The sequence below is a fragment of the Candidatus Rhodoluna planktonica genome, assembly GCF_001854225.1.
Taxonomy (GTDB): domain Bacteria; phylum Actinomycetota; class Actinomycetes; order Actinomycetales; family Microbacteriaceae; genus Rhodoluna; species Rhodoluna planktonica.
Window position 1 is genome coordinate 74,168 of the sequence record NZ_CP015208.1, and the last position, 19,829, is coordinate 93,996.

17 protein-coding genes are annotated in these 19,829 nt (G+C 52.1%); 10 read left to right on the top strand and 7 right to left on the bottom strand.

Features of this window, described 5'->3' with window-relative positions; all coding sequences use genetic code 11:
* The first annotated feature begins 22 nt into the window (after nucleotides 1-22).
* The 10 genes from A4Z71_RS00355 to A4Z71_RS00400 all read left to right on the top strand — a co-directional run bounded on the left by A4Z71_RS00355 (nucleotide 23) and on the right by A4Z71_RS00400 (nucleotide 13,426).
* Complete coding sequence (locus A4Z71_RS00355; protein ID WP_070954028.1) at nucleotides 23-955, top strand: glycine betaine ABC transporter substrate-binding protein; 933 nt, start codon at nucleotides 23-25, stop codon at nucleotides 953-955.
* A gap of 45 nt (nucleotides 956-1,000) precedes the next feature.
* Nucleotides 1,001-1,498 carry a formaldehyde-activating enzyme gene (gene fae / locus A4Z71_RS00360; RefSeq protein ID WP_070954029.1) on the top strand — a complete coding sequence of 166 codons (498 nt, stop codon included), beginning with the start codon at nucleotides 1,001-1,003 and terminating at the stop codon, nucleotides 1,496-1,498.
* Between the two features lie 34 nt (nucleotides 1,499-1,532).
* Nucleotides 1,533-2,606: a mandelate racemase/muconate lactonizing enzyme family protein gene (locus tag A4Z71_RS00365; RefSeq protein ID WP_236858535.1), complete on the top strand. Its 1,074-nt coding sequence runs from the start codon at nucleotides 1,533-1,535 to the stop codon at nucleotides 2,604-2,606.
* Nucleotides 2,607-2,622: 16 nt separating this feature from the next.
* Nucleotides 2,623-4,137: an aldehyde dehydrogenase gene (locus tag A4Z71_RS00370; protein WP_070954031.1), complete on the top strand. Its 1,515-nt coding sequence runs from the start codon at nucleotides 2,623-2,625 to the stop codon at nucleotides 4,135-4,137.
* Between the two features lie 20 nt (nucleotides 4,138-4,157).
* Nucleotides 4,158-5,075, top strand: coding sequence for an NAD(P)-dependent oxidoreductase (locus A4Z71_RS00375; RefSeq protein ID WP_070954032.1), 918 nt, complete (start codon nucleotides 4,158-4,160; stop codon nucleotides 5,073-5,075).
* A gap of 2 nt (nucleotides 5,076-5,077) precedes the next feature.
* The gene (locus A4Z71_RS00380; RefSeq protein ID WP_070954033.1) at nucleotides 5,078-6,253 is read left to right on the top strand and encodes an iron-containing alcohol dehydrogenase; all 1,176 of its coding nucleotides are present in this window, start codon (nucleotides 5,078-5,080) and stop codon (nucleotides 6,251-6,253) included.
* Nucleotides 6,250-7,731, top strand: coding sequence for an NAD-dependent succinate-semialdehyde dehydrogenase (locus A4Z71_RS00385; protein WP_070954034.1), 1,482 nt, complete (start codon nucleotides 6,250-6,252; stop codon nucleotides 7,729-7,731). Before A4Z71_RS00380 ends, A4Z71_RS00385 begins: the two co-directional genes overlap by 4 nt.
* A 49-nt stretch (nucleotides 7,732-7,780) precedes the next feature.
* Nucleotides 7,781-8,602: an HpcH/HpaI aldolase/citrate lyase family protein gene (locus tag A4Z71_RS00390; protein ID WP_070954035.1), complete on the top strand. Its 822-nt coding sequence runs from the start codon at nucleotides 7,781-7,783 to the stop codon at nucleotides 8,600-8,602.
* 207 nt (nucleotides 8,603-8,809) lie between these two features.
* Complete coding sequence (locus A4Z71_RS07180; RefSeq protein ID WP_084028352.1) at nucleotides 8,810-12,007, top strand: phosphoenolpyruvate carboxykinase (GTP); 3,198 nt, start codon at nucleotides 8,810-8,812, stop codon at nucleotides 12,005-12,007.
* Between the two features lie 9 nt (nucleotides 12,008-12,016).
* Nucleotides 12,017-13,426, top strand: coding sequence for an aspartate ammonia-lyase (locus A4Z71_RS00400; protein WP_070954037.1), 1,410 nt, complete (start codon nucleotides 12,017-12,019; stop codon nucleotides 13,424-13,426).
* 107 nt (nucleotides 13,427-13,533) lie between these two features.
* Here the strand turns inward: A4Z71_RS00400 and A4Z71_RS00405 are convergent, their stop codons facing one another.
* From A4Z71_RS00405 to A4Z71_RS00435, 7 genes are all read right to left on the bottom strand, one after another.
* Nucleotides 13,534-14,787, bottom strand: a complete 1,254-nt coding sequence (locus A4Z71_RS00405) for a hypothetical protein (protein ID WP_070954038.1) — start codon at nucleotides 14,785-14,787, stop codon at nucleotides 13,534-13,536.
* Nucleotides 14,788-14,859: 72 nt separating this feature from the next.
* Nucleotides 14,860-15,636, bottom strand: a complete 777-nt coding sequence (locus A4Z71_RS00410; protein WP_070954039.1) for a hypothetical protein — start codon at nucleotides 15,634-15,636, stop codon at nucleotides 14,860-14,862.
* A gap of 48 nt (nucleotides 15,637-15,684) precedes the next feature.
* Nucleotides 15,685-16,104: a DoxX family protein gene (locus tag A4Z71_RS00415; protein WP_070954040.1), complete on the bottom strand. Its 420-nt coding sequence runs from the start codon at nucleotides 16,102-16,104 to the stop codon at nucleotides 15,685-15,687.
* Nucleotides 16,105-16,131: 27 nt separating this feature from the next.
* The gene (locus A4Z71_RS00420; RefSeq protein ID WP_070954041.1) at nucleotides 16,132-16,962 is read right to left on the bottom strand and encodes a class II fructose-bisphosphate aldolase; all 831 of its coding nucleotides are present in this window, start codon (nucleotides 16,960-16,962) and stop codon (nucleotides 16,132-16,134) included.
* Nucleotides 16,963-16,968: 6 nt separating this feature from the next.
* Nucleotides 16,969-17,862 (bottom strand): 1-phosphofructokinase family hexose kinase, encoded by an 894-nt coding sequence (locus A4Z71_RS00425; protein ID WP_070954042.1) that lies wholly within the window; start codon nucleotides 17,860-17,862, stop codon nucleotides 16,969-16,971.
* Nucleotides 17,859-18,755 carry an ROK family protein gene (locus A4Z71_RS00430; protein ID WP_070954043.1) on the bottom strand — a complete coding sequence of 299 codons (897 nt, stop codon included), beginning with the start codon at nucleotides 18,753-18,755 and terminating at the stop codon, nucleotides 17,859-17,861. The genes A4Z71_RS00425 and A4Z71_RS00430 overlap by 4 nt, the downstream gene beginning before the upstream one ends.
* A gap of 14 nt (nucleotides 18,756-18,769) precedes the next feature.
* Nucleotides 18,770-19,657 (bottom strand): SIS domain-containing protein, encoded by an 888-nt coding sequence (locus A4Z71_RS00435; protein ID WP_070954044.1) that lies wholly within the window; start codon nucleotides 19,655-19,657, stop codon nucleotides 18,770-18,772.
* Nucleotides 19,658-19,829: the final 172 nt, after the last annotated feature.

Genomic DNA, 19,829 nt, shown 5'->3' on the forward strand with positions numbered 1-19,829 from the left:
CACCTAAATATAAGGAGCAGTAATGAAGAGCAGTCTTAAGGCTGTAATGGTTTCGGCATCACTTGTCGCAAGCCTTGCATTGGCAGGATGTGCTCCTGCTGCAGAAGAGCCAACCGAAGAAGCAATGCCGCTTACCGGACTAACTGGTGTTGTGGGTGCAAAGGACTTTTCTGAGCAGTACATCCTAGGTAACATGGTCAGCTTGTTGCTAAACGAGAACGGCGCTGACACCACGTATCAGACCATCGTTGGTTCGGCTAACGTGCGCACCGCACTAGAGTCAGACGAATTCATGGGTTACTGGGAGTACACCGGAACTTCATGGTTGGCATACAACGAGCAGGACGCACCAGTTAAGGGTGTTCAGGCTCAGTATGACGCTGTGAAAGAACTAGATGCTGCTAAGGGAATTGCTTGGCTAGACGGTGCTGCCGTAAACAACACCTACGCATTCGCAATCCGCTCAGAAAAGGCTGCCGAACTGGGCATTGACTCACTTTCAGACATCGCCGCACTTCCAGCTGCCGAGCAGACTTTCTGTGTTGAGTCAGAGTTTGCATCTCGTCCAGATGGTTGGGAAGGCTTGAAGGCTGCTTATGGCCTAACCAACGCCAAGACCGTAACCCTAGACACTGGTGCAATCTACTCGGTAACCGACAAAGGTGAAGAGTGTAACTTCGGTGAGGTTTTCGCAACCGACGGCCGCATCAAGGCTCTTGACCTAAAGGTTATGGCTGACGACAAAGAGTACTTCCCTGTTTACCAGGTCGGCTTCACTTTGAAGCAGTCAACTCTTGACGCTTACCCAGCGATTGCCGAGGTAATCAACAAGCTAACCGCTTTGCTAACCGATGAAATCATGCAGGAGCTAAACGCTAAGGCAGACGTAGACGGTGAAGATCCAGAGGACATCGCTCGCGAGTTCTTGGTCAGCAAGGGTCTAATCAAGGGTTAATTTCAAAACCTAAGCAATAAACGTGAAACTGAGAGGTACTTCAAGATGCAAATAGGCGAATCATTCGTTGGCGAAGGCGTAAACGCCGCGCACATCAACACCGTCTTCGGACATCGTGAAGGACCAGCGGGAGTGGCTTGGGCCACAGCTCTAGCCACTCCCTCTCAGGGGCACGTTCCTTATGTGGTTGTTCTAAAACCGTCGCTACCGGTAAAGCCGCTCACTTTATTTGTGACCAAGGCTGCACCTGCAAGCGACTCGCACGGAACAATGATTTGGGGTCCGGCTCAGGCCGGCGTTGCCGGTGGTGTGGCCGACGCAGTTGCTGAAGGTCACATCAAAGCCGAAGATCTAGACAACTCAGTAATCATCACTGCGGTATGGGTTAACCCGGTTGCCGATGATGCCGATGCCGTTTATCGCAACAACCGCGAGGCAACGCGTAACGCGCTCGCTAACGGAGCTCTTAAGCTTCCTGCAATTAAAGATGTGCTCGATAACCGCGAGTTGCCACACAACCCTTACTACACAGCCAAGGACTAAAACGTTGAAAATCACCGACATCAAATTAACCCGGATGCGTTTGCCGTTGGATCCGCCATTCAACGCTGCCTGGGATCCGAATCCTCGTCGCGAATTTACCGCCACTTTGGTGACTGTCGAGACAGATCAGGGTGTTACCGGCTATGGTTCGGGTGACACTATGGATGGCTTTGATGCCTACCAACACCTTTTTATTGGCACCAACCCGCTTGAAATTTTGAACCAGGTCAAGCGCATTGAAACCATCAACTTCCACGGAGGGCGCTACTGGCCACTAGAAGTTGCCCTCTGGGACATCATCGGTAAAGTTGCCGGGCTTCCGGTGGCAACTCTCTTCGGTGGTGCCCAAAACAAGATTGATGCTTATGCATCTTCGGGTGAGTTAAAAGCTCCAGCAGCTCGCGCAGATGCCGCAGTAGCTGCCAAAGAACTTGGCTTCAAGGCCATGAAGATTCGTATTGCTAGAGACCGACTGGTTGAGGGTATTGCCAGCGTTCGTGCTGCCCGCGAAGCAGTTGGTGCAGATTTCGATCTTATGGTCGACATGAACCAAATGTGGCGCATGTCCGGAGACATCGAGCCAGCTTTGCCTTTGGCCAAGGTGCACTCGGTGGCAAAAGAGCTTCACGAGCTTGGTGTGCTTTGGGTTGAAGAGCCACTTCCTCAAGCCGATATCCCTGGCATGAAGCGGGTACGTTCCGAGGTTGGAATCCAGGTTTCTGGAGGCGAGATGGTGCGTAGCATTGGCGAATTAGCCCACCTCATCGAAAACGACGCATTAGACATTTATCAGCCAGATGTAGTTTTGGCGGTGGGTATGTTGCGAGCTCGCCAGGTTGCAGAAGCAGCAGCCCTTAAGCACCGTCAGTTCACTCCGCACTCCTGGACAAACGGTCTTGGTGTGCTAGCTAACCTGCATGTTGTTTGCGGCGTCGGCGGCGGGCCATATTTCGAATTTCCTTTCGACCCTCCTGGCTGGACAGTTGAGCGACGCGACTTCTTCATCAAGCCGGTTAACGTCAACCGCGAGGGTCAGGTAATGGTGCCGGACGCTGCCGGTTTGGGAGTCGAGATCGACTTCGACGCGGTTAAACGTTTCACCATCTAATCGAATCGAGTTTTGAATGCTAACCACAGAACAGTGGATTGAGCGGGCTAAAAACCTGCGCCCGAAAGCCGACTTATTCATCGACGGCAAGTTTGTTTCAGCCGTTTCGGGTAAGCGTTTTGACACCCTTGCCCCGCGCGACGGTTCGGTAATCACCACGGTTGCCCGAGGTGATGGTGCCGATGTTGATGCCGCGGCGCGCTCGGCGGCAAAAGCTTTTGAATCAGGTGTTTGGTCAAAGACCGATCCAAGACACCGACAGGCGATCTTGACCAAATTTTCCGACTTAATTTTGGCTAATCGCGAAGAGTTGGCACTGCTCGAGTCAATCGAAACCGGCCACCCAATTGGCGATGCCATGAACGTGGATGTGCCTTCGGCCGCTAGAAGTTTCCGCTGGTATGCCGAAGCACTAGACAAAATATACGACGAGGTTGCCCCGGCACCTCGAACTGCCCTGACCTTGATTACCCGAGAGCCGCTGGGTGTAATCGGTGCTGTTGTGCCGTGGAACTATCCGTTGATTATTTCGGCTTGGAAACTTGCACCTGCGTTAGCCGCTGGAAACTCGGTGGTGCTCAAGCCTGCTGAAAACACCAACCTTGCTTCGCTGAGGTTGGCTGAACTAGCTTTTGAGGCTGGCTTGCCAGCGGGTGTGCTGAATGTGGTTACCGGTCTTGGTGCCGAAGCCGGTCAGGCTCTAGGTCGTCATCCGCTGGTTGACAAAATAACCTTTACCGGCTCGCCCGCAGTTGGTCGCATGTTTCAAACCTATGCCGGTGAAACAAACGGCAAGCAGGTTGCTCTTGAACTTGGCGGAAAGTCGCCGCACATTGTTTTCGAGGATGTTGCCGATATTGATGCCTGTGCCGAAGCTGTTGCTTGGGGAATCTTCTACAACGCCGGTCAAACCTGCCACGGCGGTTCTCGACTTTTGGTGCATGAGAGTGTGCATGACCGTCTGATTGAAGCAACCATTAAAGTTGCCAAGCAACTAAAGATGGGTGACACCCTAGACCCAAGTACACAAATAAGCGCAATTGTCAGCGAGCGCCAACTTGAACGTGTGCTCGGTTATCTAGACATAGCTAAAAATGAGAAGGTCGATTTTGCCTTGGGTGGCAATAGGGTTACTCCAGCTGAAGGCCTGGAAAAGGGCTATTTCGTTGAGCCAACAATTTTGACCAACGTTGATAACGCTGGTCGAATTGGCCAGGAAGAAATTTTTGGCCCGGTATTGGCAGTCACCAAATTTAAGAACACTGCTGAAGCCATCGAACTAGCAAACGCATCCGAATATGGTTTAGCCGCAAGCGTCTGGACTCAAGACCTTACTCGCGCTCACAAAGTGGTTCGCGAAGTTCGCGCCGGCACCGTTTGGGTAAACACTTTCGATGTTGCCGATATCATCGTGCCGTTTGGTGGCTTCAAAAACTCGGGATTTGGTCGCGACCGCTCACTGCACGCGCTTGATTCATACACTGCGCTAAAAACTACCTGGATCAACCTTGGTTCGGACGAACCTAAGTAATCACCCCAAGAAAGAAACCAATGTTCACTAAAGACAACACCACCGTCGGATTTATCGGGCTCGGCAACATGGGTTCAGGTATGACCAAGAACCTACAACTAAACGGTTTCAAACTGGTGGTGAACGATGTTCGCAAAGAGGCCGCCGAGACTCTGCTGGCCAACGGCGCCGAGTGGGCTAATTCACCAAAGGAAGTCGCCCAGCGCAGCGACATTGTGATCACAATGCTGCCAACACCGAAGCATGTTGATCTCGTAGCCATGGGTGAAAACGGAATTCTTGCAGGCATGACCGCCGGTGGTTACTGGGTGGACATGTCAACCTCGGTGCCTGAAGTTACAGAGCGTGCCCGCACCACTGAGGTTGGTAAAACCATTCACATTATGGATGCGCCAGTCAGCGGAATGTCCGTCGGCGCCGCAAACGGCAAGTTGCAAATTTTTGCCGGTGGAACAGCTGAAGAGTTTGCCAAAGTTTTGCCGGTGTTTGAGGCCATGGGCGACTCGAAGAAGATTTTGCACGTTGGTAAAGCAGGTGCTGGCTATGCCGTGAAACTAGCCATCAATCAGCTTTGGTTTTCGCACCTCGTTGCCACCGCCGAGGTTATGGCTATTGGAGTGAAGGCCGGAGTAGATCTTGAGGTACTGCGCCAGTCGCTAATCGCCAGCCCGGCCAATTCTAATTTTGTTGAAAACGATGTGCTTTCGGTTTTGAAGCACGGCGACTATGACGAAGGCTTTGCAATTGCTCTAGCCTGCAAAGACCTAGGGCTAGAAGTTGATCTGGCCCGTTCGGTTGGAGTACCGGTAGAGCTTTCTAGCTTGGTCGAGCAAATTTTCCGCCGCGCTAAAGCCCAGTACGGCGATCGCGCTGGTGAAATGACTCCGATGAAACTTTACGAAGACCTAATCGGTGAAAACCTAAGAATCCAGGCCTAAAAATGACTGAAACTCGCAAGCTCTCTGAATACGAACTAACTCTTGATCAAAAGCCGGTTGCCTACTTTGGTGTCGGCACCGTGGCTAAGGTGGGCGAACTGGCAGCAGCCCAAGGTGCTAAATCGGCTCTGATTATCACCGACCCTTTCTTGGCTGCATCTCCAATTCACGACCGGGTTAAGACCAGCCTTGAGGCCGCCGGCTTAACTGTTTCCACGTTCGGTGATGTTACGCCAAACCCAACTACCGCCTGTGTTGATGCCGGTTCAGATGCCGGTGCCGCAGCAAAATGTGACATCCTCATTGCTCTCGGTGGGGGTTCATCAATGGATACCGCGAAGGGCGTATCGCTTGGTGCGGTAAACCCACAGCGCGGCATTGGCCTCGACTACACCACCGAATTTGCTAATCCTGGAATTCCGATTATTGCGATACCTACCACCGCAGGAACCGGGTCTGAGGTTAACGCCTTCGGTGTAATCACCGATGCGAACACTCACCGCCGCTTCTATGTCGGTCACTCGAGTGCGCTTGCCAAGGGTGCAATTCTTGACCCTGAGCTGACTGTGGGATTGCCGCCAAAACCAACCGCAGCAACCGGCATGGATGCGCTAACCCACGCGATTGAAAGCTACATCTCGATTCGCTCAAACCCTTACAGTGACGGCATCGCACTTCAGGTTGTTGAAATGGTTTCGCAAAACGTGGTTACCGCAGTAACCAACGGCGGCGACATTGAAGCCCGTTCGCAAATGTTGCTGGCATCGCACATTGCCGGGGTCGGCTTCTCTCACACCGGCTTGGGTTTAGTGCACGGCATCGGTCACGCACTCGGTGGTCAATTCAATATCGCTCACGGTGTGGCCCTTTGCTTGGTGTTTGAAGAAGTGCTTCGCTTCAACCTGCCGCATCGTACCCAGCGCATCGCTCGCCTGGCTTTTGCTCTCGGTGTCGGTGACACAACTAAAAATGACAGCGCAAATGCCGAGGCAGCAATCGCCAAGGTTGCTCAGCTGGTTGAACTTACCGGTCTAAAAGGCAAACTCAGCGACTATGGAATCACCGAAGCTGATTTGCCGGCCCTCGCCGCAGCGGCCATCGAAGATGCCGTGACCCTAAACAACCCGGTTCAGCCCACTGCCGCCGAGGTGGTCGCAATTTTGGAGAAGACACTATGAGTATCAGCAGACAAGATGAAGAACGAGTACTAAATCTAGTTCCCAAGCAGATTTATGTGGCGGGCGAATGGCGTGCCAGTGCCGATGGCTCTACTTTCCCGGTAATCGACCCGGCAACCGGTTTGGTTTTGGCAGAAGTTGCCAGTGCCGCCGTTGCTGACGGCGATGCTGCATTGACATCTGCTCATCAGCACCAAGAAGCTTGGGGTCGCACCGCCCCTCGAGTTCGCGCCGAGATTCTTCGCCGGGCCTTTGAAAAAGTCACCGAGATGGCTGACGACTTCGCGCTGCTAATGTCGCTTGAAATGGGTAAGCCTGTTGCCGAGGCCCGTGGCGAGGTAGCTTACGGCGCCGAGTTTTTGCGCTGGTTCAGTGAGCAAACTGCGCACGTAACCGGTCGTTACTCACCTGCCCCAGACGGCAAGATGCGCATCATGGTTAACAAACGTCCGGTTGGGCCTTCTCTTTTCATTACTCCATGGAATTTTCCACTGGCTATGGCGACTCGCAAAATTGGTGCCGCAATTGCCGCCGGTTGCACCATGATCATCAAGCCAGCAGCGCTCACTCCGCTTACTACTTTGCTGCTTGCCAAGGTATTAGAAGAGGTTGGCCTCCCTAAAGGTGTGCTCAATGTTATTCAGACTGAACGATCTGGTGCAGTTACTGGGCCGATTATTAAAGATTCTCGTTTGCGCAAGCTTTCTTTCACCGGCTCAACCGGCGTTGGTCGCCGTTTGATTGCCGATTCAGCTGAGCAAGTTTTGCGGGTTTCGATGGAGCTTGGTGGAAACGCACCTTTCATCGTGTTTGCAGACGCCAATCTAGATAAGGCAGTTGATGGCGCGATTTTGGCGAAACTTAGGAACATGGGCGAAGCCTGCACTGCAGCTAACCGCATGATTGTGCACGAGTCTGTGGCGGACGAATTTTCTCGTAAGTTGGCCGACCGCATGGCTGCACTCAAGGTTGCCCGCGGCACCGAAGATGGTGCAAACATTGGCCCAATCATCGACGCTAAGAGCCGTGATTCAATTCACGAACTTGTTGAAGATGCGGTTAGCAAGGGCGCCCGCCTTCTTACCGGTGGCTCGATACCGACTGGCGATGGCTTCTTCTATCCGCCCACCGTTTTGGCTTCGGTGCCAAAAGATGCTCGCATTTTGAGTGAGGAAATATTTGGTCCGGTCGCCCCAATTGTGACTTTCAAAACCGAGGATGAGGCAATCTCTTTGGCAAACAATACCGAATATGGTTTGGTTGCTTATGCTTTCACCAAAGACCTAAATAGAGGGTTGCGCTTAGGTGAGCGACTAGAGGTTGGCATGTTTGGCCTAAACACCGGAATCGTTTCTAACCCAGCTGCGCCATTTGGCGGAGTAAAGGCATCGGGGCTTGGTCGCGAAGGTGGCGTCGAGGGTATCGAAGAGTATCTCGAAACGGTTTATGTTGGCATCGCAGACCCATTTGAAGACTGATAGACCGCTAGGCTAAAACCAAGTCAATGCTGATTTGTTTGGAGTTCTGATGGCTGTTGCCGCCGATATTTCTAGGTCCTGGTTGCTGGTCAACGGCATGCACGAAGAGCGCTTCGATGTTGCAAAACGTTCGCGAGCCGACCAAATAATTCTCGACATTGAAGATGCCGTTGACCCAAGTTTGAAGTCGACCGCTCGCGAAAAAGTCATCAACTGGCTGAACGACGGCGGCGAAGGTTGGGTGCGAATCAACGACTACACCACTGATTTTTGGCGCGATGATGTTGATGGCTTGCGCGGAGTGAAAGGTCTGCGCGGCGTGATGCTGGCTAAGACCGAGGCCGGCAATCAAGTTACCGAAACATTTGACATGCTGGGTCGCGAGGTGCCGGTAATTGCCTTGGTCGAATCGGCGCTCGGCATCGAAGATGCTCGCGAAATTGCAACGGCCCGCGGCGCATTCAGGCTTGCTTTTGGCAGCGGCGACTATCGTCGTGACACTGGCACCGCAGCCGATATTTACGCTATGAGTTATCCGCGTTCGCGCCTGGTTACCGCCAGCCGTATTGGCAATTTGCCCGGCCCAATCGATGGACCAACAGTTGGCTCATCACACGCCATTTTGCGTGAGCAAAGCGAGCACGTCGTTGCATTAGGCATGACCGGAAAACTTTGCCTTGATGTCGATCAGCTACCAGTTATTAATGAAGCGATTTGCCCAACCACTGCAGACGTAACCTGGGCATACGACTTTTTACAAGATTTCGAAGCGCGCGGTCGCGTGGTTCGAGACGGCAGCGACTTGCCCCGCTTGGGTCGCGCTGAAAAAATCATGAAGTTGGCAAACGCATTTGGAATCACTCCACGCTAGACGTTTAGCCACCAGCTAAACGGTTAGTGTGACGACGCAACGGGTCAAAGATGACCTGGCTCGCTGTCGATGTGCCTCCAGATTTGCCAATCTACATAACGATTTTGAGTCAGTTCGTATGGATACGAACGATTTTCAGGAAACAAGCCACCAGGTTTGTTAGCCTGAAAATGTAAAGCGAATTCTTTCAATGACGAAAGGCCGGTAATGAGCGCACACCCGCTCCAGCAAAATGTCCCGCAGCAATTAGGGCTGGATAAGTGGGTGATGCAGGTTGCCGAACTTACCAAGCCAGACCAAATTGTCTGGTGCGATGGTTCAACCGCTGAATATCAAGAGCTCACCAAAAAATTGGTTGAGCGCGGAACCTTCATTCCACTAAACCCAGAAAAGCGCCCCAATTCTTACCTGGCTCGCACCGACCCAGCAGACGTAGCCCGCGTTGAAGAGCGAACCTTCATTTGCGCCAGCAAGCAAATAGATGCCGGCCCAACCAATAACTGGATGGCGCCAGACGATATGAAAGATCGCCTGATCCCACTCTTCGATGGATCGATGCGCGGTCGCACGATGTACGTCATCCCGTTTTCGATGGGTCCACTAGATTCACCGCTTGCCCGATACGGTGTGCAACTAACCGATAGCGAGTACGTCGTGGTGAACATGCACCTTATGACTCGGGTCGACCCCGCGCTATTCGACCGCATTCGCTCGGGCGCAAACTGGGTTGCCACCATGCACTCGGTTGGGGCACCAAACGATGACAGTGTTTGGCCAAGCAATAAAGAAAAATACATCTCCCACTTTCCAGAGACCCTCGAAGTTTGGTCATTCGGTTCTGGTTACGGCGGCAATGCGTTGCTAGGCAAAAAATGTATGTCTCTGCGCATCGGTTCGGTGCTAGCCCGCAACGAGGGTTGGCTTGCCGAGCACATGCTCATCATGCGCTTGATCAGCCCCGAGGGTAAAAAGTTTCACCTCAGTGCAGCCTTCCCCTCGGCCTGTGGCAAAACCAACTTGGCCATGTTGCAGCCGGGCATCAAAGACTGGAAAGTCGAAACCCTTGGTGACGACATCGCCTGGATTGCACCGGCACCGAATGGGCGTTTGCGCGCAATCAACCCAGAAAACGGATTCTTCGGAGTTGCGCCCGGTACCAGCTTTAAGACCAATCCGGTTGCCATGGAGTTGGTCGCTAAAGAAACTATTTTCACCAACGTTGCTCTAACTGAAGACGGCGACGTTTGGTGGGAGGGTATGACCAAAGAGGTGCCAGACAACCTAATCAACTGGCGTGGTGAAAAGCACGACAAAAACTCGGGGCTACCTGCCGCACATCCAAACGGTCGCTTCACCTCGCCGGCGCGCAACTGCCCAACAATTGCCGCTGACTGGGATGACCCTGCGGGTGTCGAGCTTGACGCGATCATTTTTGGTGGTCGTCGTGCCAAAGATATTCCGTTGGTAACCGAGGCAAACAACTGGCAGCACGGTGTTTTCATGGGCGCCACCATGGCAAGCGAGCAAACCGCAGCTGCCGAAGGCCCGGTTGGTGAAGTTAGACGTGACCCATTTGCCATGCTTCCTTTCGCCGGATACAACATGGCCGACTACTGGAACCACTGGCTAAGTTTTGGTGACAACCCAGAGCTCAAGCTTCCCAAAATCTTCAGGGTCAACTGGTTCTTGAAGAACGATGAAGGCAAATTTGTTTGGCCAGGTTTCGGTGAAAATGCAAGAGTTTTGCGTTGGATGGCGCAGCGCATCGAAGGCAAAGTTTCGGCCAACGAGACAGCAATCGGTAACCTGCCCAACTTGGCCGACCTTGGTGTTTCAGAGCTAGACCTGCCTGAAGCAGACCAGCAGCAGTTGCTTGACTGGAACCACGATGCTGTGGTGAAAGACCTCGAGTCGATTCAGCGATTCTTGGATGCCTTCGGCGATCGTGCCCCAAAGCGGCTCATTGAAGAAGCAGAAACTAGATTGGCTTCGCTAAGCCAAGTTTGGGAACAGTCGCTAAGCACCGCTGAATCGCTGGTGCCACTGATTGGTCGCCTCTACCGCAGTAACGGAGTTTTGCTTTCGGTGCACGGTCGTTCGCTAATCAACCGCACTCCGGTGCAGCTATTGAAAGCGATGAAGTATGCCCGACACATCGACGGTGTACCGCTAGACATCTCTCGTGCAGCATCGCTGATTCGCCTACTTGATCGCCTCGGTTTGGGTCCAGCATCAATCGATATAGCCCGCATGCTTTCAAAGCAGAAAGAATCAGGCAAGCAGCTGGATGAGTTCGTTCGCGAAGAATTGCGCGAAATATCTCAGATGGTTTCGGTGATCACCGAATCAGAACGCGATGTTGTGCTTTACGGCTTTGGTCGAATCGGTCGCTTGGTAGCACGCATCCTCGTAGCACACGATGGTGATCGCCGCGGACTCAAGCTGCGAGCAATCGTGGTTCGCCGCGGCAGCACCGCCGACTTGGTGAAGCGCGCTAGCTTGCTGCGCCGCGACTCGGTGCACGGCATGTTTGAGGGAACTATTTCGGTTGACGAAGAACGCAGCATGATCATCGTCAACGGCATCGAAATTAAGGTCATCTACTCAACTGATCCGGCCAGTGTCGATTACGAGCAGTATGGAATCAAGAACGCTTTGGTGATTGATAACACCGGAAAGTGGCGCGACCAAGAAGGTCTCGAACAGCACCTAAAGGCTAAAGGTGTTGAGCGAGTGTTGCTAACTGCGCCGGGCAAAGGCAATTTGCCTAACGTGGTTTACGGCATCAACCACCAAAACTTGGCCGACCAGAAAATTGTTACCGCCGCGTCGTGCACCACAAACGCGATTGTTCCAGTGCTGAAAGTGCTTGAAGATAACTTTGGTGTTGTGCACGGTCACGTTGAAACAGTGCACTCGTTCACCAACGATCAGAACCTCACCGACAACTTCCACAAGGGTGATCGACGCGGACGCTCTGCGGTGCTGAACATGGTGATCACCGAGACCGGTGCTGCCTCTGCGGTTGCAAAAGCATTGCCAAGTTTTGAAGGCAAGCTAACCGGAAATGCGATTCGCGTTCCGACCCCTGATGTTTCAATGGCGATTTTGAATCTGACATTCGAAAAGGATGTCACCCGAGCTGAATTGAACTCGGTGTTGCGTGCCGCCTCGCAGAACCCAGCGACCCGAAATCAGATCGATTACATCGAGTCACCCGAGGTGGTTTCAACTGACTTCATCGGTTCAAACCGTGCCGGTATTGTCGATGGTCTAGCAACCATAGCAAGCGGCCGTCACGGTGTGGTTTACATCTGGTACGACAACGAAAACGGATACTCGCATCAGGTGGTGCGCGTCGCTGAAGACATGATGTTGCAGTCTCGCCCGGTTTTTCCAAGATAGGTAATCGAAATGAGTAGCCAAAAGCTAGAAACTCGCAGCGAACACGATTTACTGGGCAACTTGGATGTGCCAGTCAACGCCTACTGGGGTGTGCACACCGCTCGGGCGCTAGAGAACTTCGAAATCTCTGGTGTTCCGATCGGGCACTATCGTTCCCTGGTGCGCGCACTGGCTTTCATCAAAGAAGCCTCGGCGCTGGCCAACCACGAACTGGGTGAACTGGCGACCGAACAATTTTTGCCGATTCAAAAGGCTTGCCAAGAAGTGCGCGATGGCAAATTTGATAGCGAGTTTGTGGTCGATGCAATTCAGGGTGGTGCCGGCACCAGTACCAACATGAATGCCAACGAGGTGATCGCAAACCGCGCGCTCGAAATCGCCGGGTTCAAAAAAGGTGAGTACGAGCACATCCATCCGTTGAATCACGTGAACATGTCGCAGTCGACCAACGATGTCTACCCGACCGCGGTTAAGGTCGCGTTGATCATCGAAATTATGGCGCTGCTAGATGAGTTGAAGCTGCTACGTGAATCATTTGCCGCCAAGGGTGCCGAGTTCGCTTCGGTTATCAAGATGGGCCGAACTCAGTTGCAAGATGCGGTGCCAATGACACTTGGGCAAGAGTTTGTTGCCTATGGTGTGACCATTGCCGAGGATGAGTCGCGGTTGCGCGAAGCGATTCGCTTGCTCAGTGAAATCAACCTAGGCGGTACCGCAATTGGTACGCAGTTGAACACCCCCGAAGGTTATGCCGAGGCGGTTTGCCGCCACCTAAGCGTGATCACAGAGCACAATTTTGTGGTTGCCGACAACCTAATCGAGGCAACCCAAGACACCGGTGTTTTTGTCACATCTTCGAGTGTGCTGAAGCGTGTGGCGATCAAGCTTTCAAAAATTGCTAACGATTTGCGCCTGCTCTCCAGCGGCCCTCGCGCCGGTTTTGGTGAAATCAATTTGCCACCTCGACAGGCCGGCTCGTCGATTATGCCGGGCAAGGTGAATCCGGTTATTCCAGAGGTTGTCAACCAGATTGCCTTCACCGTAATCGGCAACGACACCACGGTTTCGATGGCCTCTGAGGCCGGGCAGTTGCAGCTGAACGCATTCGAGCCAATCATTGCTCGTTCGCTGATGATGAGCATCGTGTATCTGCGCCGAGGATGTAAAACACTACGCGAATTTTGCGTTAACGGAATAACCGCCAACGAGGAATTCTTACGTCGCACTGTAGAAAACTCGATCGGTTTGGTAACCGCACTGTCACCGCGCATCGGTTACGAAAGTGCAACCGCGGTGGCCAAACGAGCGCAAGAAACCGGGCAGTCGGTGCGCGCTGTTGTGCTTGAGTTGGGCCTGCTAACTGAGGCTGAATTTGATGAGATTCTCGGTGATGTTGATCGGCTAACCGGAAGGGGTTAGTCGCATTCTCGCGACAAATTGACTCAAGAAGTAAAGGGCCCAGCTTGCGCTGAGCCCTTTACTATTCAACCTAGGCCAGTATTGCGGCGCGCTCTTGACTTTTCAACCTAGGCCAATATTGCGGCGCGCTCTTCAACACTCAAGGTAGCTATGACCGGTTCTGGAATAGCAGCTACCTGATCGGTTGTAAGTGCGGTGAGTTCTTCGAGTGTCAAGGTGTTCAATTGCGGCCCATCAATTTTGGCCAAAGTGGTTGGAGTGATTGCAGCAAGTTGAATGGCATCTAATGCAGCAAACTGCTTGATGTTTAGCAAATCGAGTTGCTTGGGCGTGATGCCATCCATAGCCTCAGGCGCTAGGGCACCAAGTTGCACCGGGGTGAAAGCTTTGAAGGTGTTCACCGGAATGGTCGCTAGTTGGGCATCTTGAAGTCCAGGCAAATTGGTTGGGGTTAGGCCCTTTAATTGCGCTGGCGTTAGTGACGCCATCACATTTGGCTTCATGGCGGCCAATTGCTGGTCGGTGAGAACCTTCAACTCGTTGGCAATCAAAGTTTTGAACTGTGCCGGAATCAAGCCCTCAAGTGCATCTGGGGTGAGCGCCTTCAACTGGGTAACGCTTAGAGCGTTGAAGGTCGACGCAGGCAATGCGGCCAACTGAGTGTCGATAAGACCCTCGATGCTCGCTGGCAAAAGTGCTTTCACCTGTGCTGGAATCAAACTCTTGATTGTTGCCGGGGTGATGTTGGCCAACTGTTCAGCATCAAGCGCCTTCAGCTGAGTCACTGCCATTTGCTTCAGCTGAGTTGGGTTTAGGCCGGCAAAAGCTTCAGGCAACATGCCATCGATGAAACTTGGGGTTAGCCCCTTCAACGCGGTTGGCGAAAATGCAGCCAGTGCTGCTGGGTCAACGCCGGCAGCAGCTGATGGTGGCAGGGCAGCCAACTGCTTGAGGTCGAACGACTTAATTGCACTTGGGTCTAGTGCGGCAAACTGTTCGGGGGTAAAACCTTTGATGGTGTTAGTTGAAAGCTTGTCGATATCTTTCACATCAAAGTTTGCAAAAGACTCGGGGTTTAGTTTGGCAAAGTCACCCGAACCTAGCGAGCCAAGGTTTGGTATCTGGCTTGGGTCAAAAGGTGTGGTGCCATTCAGCAGCGAACTAATGTCGGGGATGCCACCAGGCAGTGTTGGCAGCGGCCCAGTTGGTAGTGGTCCGGTCGGCAATGGCAAGTTTGGAAAAACTGGGTCGGTTGGGATGTTCGGCACTGGCGCAGGAAATGGCAAGTCAATTGCCTGTGCGGGAGAAGCACCAAAAGTTAGCAGGGCAGCTGCAGCGGCAGCGGCTAGATATTTTTTCATTTCAACACCGTTCGTTGTTGGATAATCCAAATGTTAGTGCCAGCGAACCAGGTGTCAATACTGAATTAGTGGCTACTGTCTGATTGAAAGTGGCCCTACCGCATCTGTCACCGTTGCTACCTGGCGCATTGGCACCCACTTCATTTCGCTGTTTGCATAGTTGTTGTTTGAAAATTCGCCGTCAAGTATGCAAGCCCCACCGACATCGGATCGATACATGGTTCCGCCCATAGTTAGGGCTGTTGCTGACGAATCTTTGACCATCAGTAAAACCGTTGATGCCCTTGCTCGGCTTGGTGTCAATGTGTTAATAAATAGCGGGTCGCTAGAACCAAAACGAGGTGCATTAGGTGCAATCGGCCAGTAAACGGTGCCTGTGCAGTTGCTTGATGTGTAGTAACCGGCATTTGAGTTATCAATAATTAGGCCATCATTTGGGTTGAAACTTACCGGATAGTTTCCAACCAGAGCTGTCCATGTGCCCTGGGGGTTAGCCTCCACCAATGCACCTAATTTTCTTCCGGTGGCATCGTAAATATTTAACGGGTTGTAGATGTTTTGCACCGGTGAAGCCGATGGTGATGGCGCGGGGCTGTTGGAAGCAGAAGGGCTGGGCGACGTTGATACGACTGGAGAGTTTTGTGCGGCAGTTGCTGCACCAATTCTCAGGGCTCGGTAACCACTCTTGCATTTGTTGTTTTTTGCTAGCTCAATCACTTGAGTTTTCGAGTTAACGCAAACTAAGGTGCCGACCGAAGATGCGTTTGCCGAAGAGCCCGCAACGACTGCTGCGCCGATAAGAATCGCAGCAGATAGCAGTGCAGTATTTTTAGTCCCCCATTTATTCATGCCGCAAGTCTAGGTTGATAACTCAACTAATGGTCGAGCCACAAACTATTAGTCCGGCCAAAGATTACTGAGTTTGCGACCGCGCAGCCAAGCCCAACCGCCGGTGGCCCACAGCGCCCAGATCACCAAGACCGGTTGAAAGAACAAGCGGATGAATCGTGCTTCATCGGTGTTCAGACCAAACGCTGATGTACCGGTAAGCCACTGTGAAATATTCCCCGGGAAAATTGCAATGAAAAACGCTGCTGCGACGATGCCGGCGATATGCGATTTGAAACCGGATGCCAACCAAATACCCAGAGCGATTTCGACCACACCACTTGCCAACACCACGAAGTCAGCATCGAGCGGCACCCAGCTTGGTACCTGGGCTTGAAATTCGGCTCGAGCCGGGCCAAGGTGGGCAAAGCCAGCGAAGGTCAAAGCAGTGCCAAGGATAAATCGGGCTATTTGCTTGAGAGTGTTCATGAGTGAAGTCAATCAAGAAAATTAGGTTCAATAACCAAAAATGTGCAGATAGTTTGAAACAGCAGATTTCACCGCAGTACGAGCTGCTCCCAAATATTTGCGTGGATCATGCGAATTTGGATTTGCCGAAAGGTACTCGAAGATTGCCTGAGTCATTTTCTGGTTCAGATCCGTCGAGACATTAATCTTGCGAATACCCGCTCTAATTGCCGCAGCAATATTCTCATCGCTGACGCCTGAAGAACCATGAAGCACCAGTGGAACATCGACCACCTTATGAATAGTTGAGATTAGATCGACGTCAAGTGCGGCCTCTTTTGTTGTCATGGCATGTGATGAACCGACAGCAACAGCCAAACCATCAACGGAGGTTTCGCTCACAAATGCCGCAGCCTCGCCTGGTTTGGTTCGCACGGTGGGCGAATGGACGCCGTCCTTGCCACCAATTTCGCCAAGTTCGGCTTCTAACCAAATGCCAGCGTCACGACATTTTGAAGAAAGTGACTTCGTAGTTGAAACGTTGTCGGCAAAGGTTAGGTGAGAACCATCAAACATTATGGAATTGAAACCTAGGCTTATTGCCTCACTGATGAGAGTCAAATCATCGGCATGATCTAGATGCACTGCAACCTGGGCACTACTGGCTTGGGCGATTGAAAGCATGGCCAACCCAATTGGTGCAAGCGCACCGTGGTACTTAATTGCATTCTGCGAAAGCTGCAGAAATACCGGGGCATTCATTTCTTCGGCGGCTGAGACAATTGCCTGGGCATGTTCAATTTGAATCACGTTGAAGGCGCCAATGGCTTTTCCGGCAGATAACTGCGAAAACATTTCAAAAGGCGATACAAGACTCATAATTTCCTAATTGGGTTTAATCAAATTTTTAAACATAGACAAATCAATCTCGCCGGCACTCACAGCTAACACAGCAGCTGACCCAGCGGCAACTGAATGTCGAAGAGCAATTTCATCGCTTAGCCCGTCAAGTTTTGCACCAATGAATCCGGCGAGCGAGGCATCACCGGCACCAGTTGGGTTTCCATTCAATCTTTCGATTTGCCTAAACTCTAAAGTTTCAAGCCCGTGACGGTACAGCGAAATCCCTTTTTCGCCTCGTGAGAGCAAGACATTTAGGGCACCCAGTGATAACAGGTGCTTTGCCGCCTCATCCGCAGTTTTCGTGCCAGCGGCATCCATCGCTTCAATCTCGTTCGGCTTTAGCAACCACGCATGAGCCTCGGCAGCGGCTAACAGATGATCTCCTGTGGTGTCTATGCAGACCCTAATCCGCGTTTGGTTAGCTAACGAAATCAACGAGGCGAGTTCGTTTGGGCCCACTCCGGCAGGCATTCTCCCAGAAATAACTAGGTAATCCTCACCGATTAGTCTTTGGCTTAGAGCCCGCTTAATTTCTTCGAGTTCAGCTGCCGATATTGCCGCTGGAGGTTCGTTCAGTACGGTCGCATCGCCATCAAAGACAGTGACACTAGTGCGGGTTTCAGTCGCAATTGGTATCACAGTCGAGTTGTGAAACGTTGAGCTTAGAGTAGTTGTGAACCAGTCGGTTACCGACCCACCCAAGGCGGTTAGAATTGCCGGTTCATGTCCCAGTTGTTTTAAAACGGAAGCAACATTGGTTGCCTTGCCGCCAATTTTCTTTGTTACGCGTTCAACGCGATTGCTCTCGCCAACCTTAAGGTCTTGCAATTCGTAGGTGACGTCAACCGCTGGGCTAAGACTCAGAACTAGTGTCATGAAGCCAAGTATCTGTCTTTAGCTGAGAATGCCGACCCAATTGCCGCTGCTTTATCGTCCAGCTCTGAAATTACCAACTTAGGTTTTAGATGAATACTAAGGCGGTGTTGCAGACCTTTTTCGATAACCTCAATTAGTTCAGCGCCGGCCTTTGCGATGCCGCCTCCTAAAATAACCGCTTCTGGGCCGGTGGTGCTTGCCAGCCAAGCGATTCCGAAAGCCATAGCTTCGCCAAATTCGTGCCACAAGTCACTGGCCTGTCTCTCGCCCGATTTTGCTCGCTCGACAATTTCGAGGGGACTTATTTTTTCGCCAGTGAGCGCTGCGTAATTTCTTGATAGAGCGCCACCAGACGCTGTCATTTCTAGACATCCGTTAAGTCCGCAGGGACATGGCCGGTCGTTAAAAATGGGAGCGTGACCAAATTCACCCATTTGGCTGTGGGGCTTGAATATTTTCTTGTTTAACACGTAGGCCGCTGCAATACCGGTGCCGATTTGAATCAAAATAGAGTCGTTGAATTCCCTGCTTGCACCAAGCCTTAGTTCGGCAATTCCAGCCGCCGTAACATCGTGCTCAAGGTAGGTGCGAATGCCGGTTCGTTTCTCGACCTCGTCAACGATTGCAAAATTGCGCCATCCGAGAGTGCCACTAAAAACCGAGATTCCGCGTTCAGAATCAACCAATCCCGGTATGACTAAACCAACGGCATCGAGTTTGTGGGTTTCTTTGTAATCTAAAACAATCTCGGCCAGTGCCTCGGCCGCAGCAATGCCAGATGGGTCGTTTTGCGGAGTGGGGTTGTTGCGAGTATCAATAAACTGACTCGAATCGCTAAGCACGCCCGACTTTATGGCGGTTCCGCCTAGATCGAGTCCGAGAATTGAGCCCATTTAGTTCCTGCCGGTTATTTACCAGCCAGAATAATCGAACGCGCTAGGTGACGAGGGTTATCTGCATCGACACCTTTGCGGTCAGCAATTGCGACCGCAACTCGCTGAGCAACTACCAGATGTGCCATAGGGTCCCAGTCTGAAGACACAAACTTAGCTCCGGTGCGCTCAACGTCTTCTTCGAGCCCTTCAGGAACTTCACCGAAGGCCCAAACAACTCGACCCTTTTGCGCAATTGAAATTGGGCCGTGACGATAGTCCATGGCTGGATAGGCCTCAGCCCAAAACTGCGAAGACTCGCGGGTTTTTAGAGCCGCTTCTTGGGCCATGCCCACAGTCCAGCCCTGACCTAAAAAGCTAATCTGCTCGGCAGCAACCAGCTCTGGGTCTAATGGCATTGTCAACGCCTGGCGGCACTGGTCGATTGCCCCGTCGAGGTTTTCGCCTAGGTGAGTGCGAATCAGTGCAAGCACTGCAGTCGCAAAACGAGTCTGCAATACAGACTCTTCATCGGCGAACGGGATCAGAATCACTTCGTCAGCATGCTCGGTTACCGGTGAATCAGGAACCGCGGTAATGACCACGGTTGGAGTGTGGCCCTTGATTTTCTCGAGAAAATGGACCACCTCGGTTGTGGTACCCGACCTGGTGATTGCCACAATTCGGTCGTAGTTGCGGCCATATGGAAACTCTGCAGCGGTGAACGCGTCGCTCTCGCCTTGACCAAGCGATTCGCGGCGGGCTGCCGAAATCATAGACATGAACCAGGATGTTCCGCAGCCAACAAATGCGACACGCTCGCCTTTCTTTGGAAGCAAGCCAGCAACTTGTGGATAAATAGCGATCGCCTCAGCCCAAATTTCAGGTTGACTGTTGATCTCGGCAGTTGCGTGGATGGCCATGAGGTCTCCTTAGGTCGGTTCTAAAACTGGTGCAAAACATACATTATGTGTATTTCTAGCATGTTTCAATCAAAAAACATCAAAAATAAACAAACCAAATCTAATTTTTAAAGATTTGCGATCCGAGATAATCTCGTTGATGTTCGTAATTCCCCGTAAATTCAACTGTTAA

Excerpts from the sequence above, each read along its gene's own strand:
- A4Z71_RS00355 (WP_070954028.1), top strand. The coding sequence starts at position 23 with ATGAAGAGCAGTCTTAAGGCTGTAATGGTTTCGGCATCACTTGTCGCA.
- fae (WP_070954029.1), top strand. The coding sequence starts at position 1,001 with ATGCAAATAGGCGAATCATTCGTTGGCGAAGGCGTAAACGCCGCGCAC.
- A4Z71_RS00365 (WP_236858535.1), top strand. The coding sequence starts at position 1,533 with ATGCGTTTGCCGTTGGATCCGCCATTCAACGCTGCCTGGGATCCGAAT.
- A4Z71_RS00370 (WP_070954031.1), top strand. The coding sequence starts at position 2,623 with ATGCTAACCACAGAACAGTGGATTGAGCGGGCTAAAAACCTGCGCCCG.
- A4Z71_RS00375 (WP_070954032.1), top strand. The coding sequence starts at position 4,158 with ATGTTCACTAAAGACAACACCACCGTCGGATTTATCGGGCTCGGCAAC.
- A4Z71_RS00380 (WP_070954033.1), top strand. The coding sequence starts at position 5,078 with ATGACTGAAACTCGCAAGCTCTCTGAATACGAACTAACTCTTGATCAA.
- A4Z71_RS00385 (WP_070954034.1), top strand. The coding sequence starts at position 6,250 with ATGAGTATCAGCAGACAAGATGAAGAACGAGTACTAAATCTAGTTCCC.
- A4Z71_RS00390 (WP_070954035.1), top strand. The coding sequence starts at position 7,781 with ATGGCTGTTGCCGCCGATATTTCTAGGTCCTGGTTGCTGGTCAACGGC.
- A4Z71_RS07180 (WP_084028352.1), top strand. The coding sequence starts at position 8,810 with ATGAGCGCACACCCGCTCCAGCAAAATGTCCCGCAGCAATTAGGGCTG.
- A4Z71_RS00400 (WP_070954037.1), top strand. The coding sequence starts at position 12,017 with ATGAGTAGCCAAAAGCTAGAAACTCGCAGCGAACACGATTTACTGGGC.
- A4Z71_RS00405 (WP_070954038.1), bottom strand. The coding sequence starts at position 14,787 with ATGAAAAAATATCTAGCCGCTGCCGCTGCAGCTGCCCTGCTAACTTTT.
- A4Z71_RS00410 (WP_070954039.1), bottom strand. The coding sequence starts at position 15,636 with ATGAATAAATGGGGGACTAAAAATACTGCACTGCTATCTGCTGCGATT.
- A4Z71_RS00415 (WP_070954040.1), bottom strand. The coding sequence starts at position 16,104 with ATGAACACTCTCAAGCAAATAGCCCGATTTATCCTTGGCACTGCTTTG.
- A4Z71_RS00420 (WP_070954041.1), bottom strand. The coding sequence starts at position 16,962 with ATGAGTCTTGTATCGCCTTTTGAAATGTTTTCGCAGTTATCTGCCGGA.
- A4Z71_RS00425 (WP_070954042.1), bottom strand. The coding sequence starts at position 17,862 with ATGACACTAGTTCTGAGTCTTAGCCCAGCGGTTGACGTCACCTACGAA.
- A4Z71_RS00430 (WP_070954043.1), bottom strand. The coding sequence starts at position 18,755 with ATGGGCTCAATTCTCGGACTCGATCTAGGCGGAACCGCCATAAAGTCG.
- A4Z71_RS00435 (WP_070954044.1), bottom strand. The coding sequence starts at position 19,657 with ATGGCCATCCACGCAACTGCCGAGATCAACAGTCAACCTGAAATTTGG.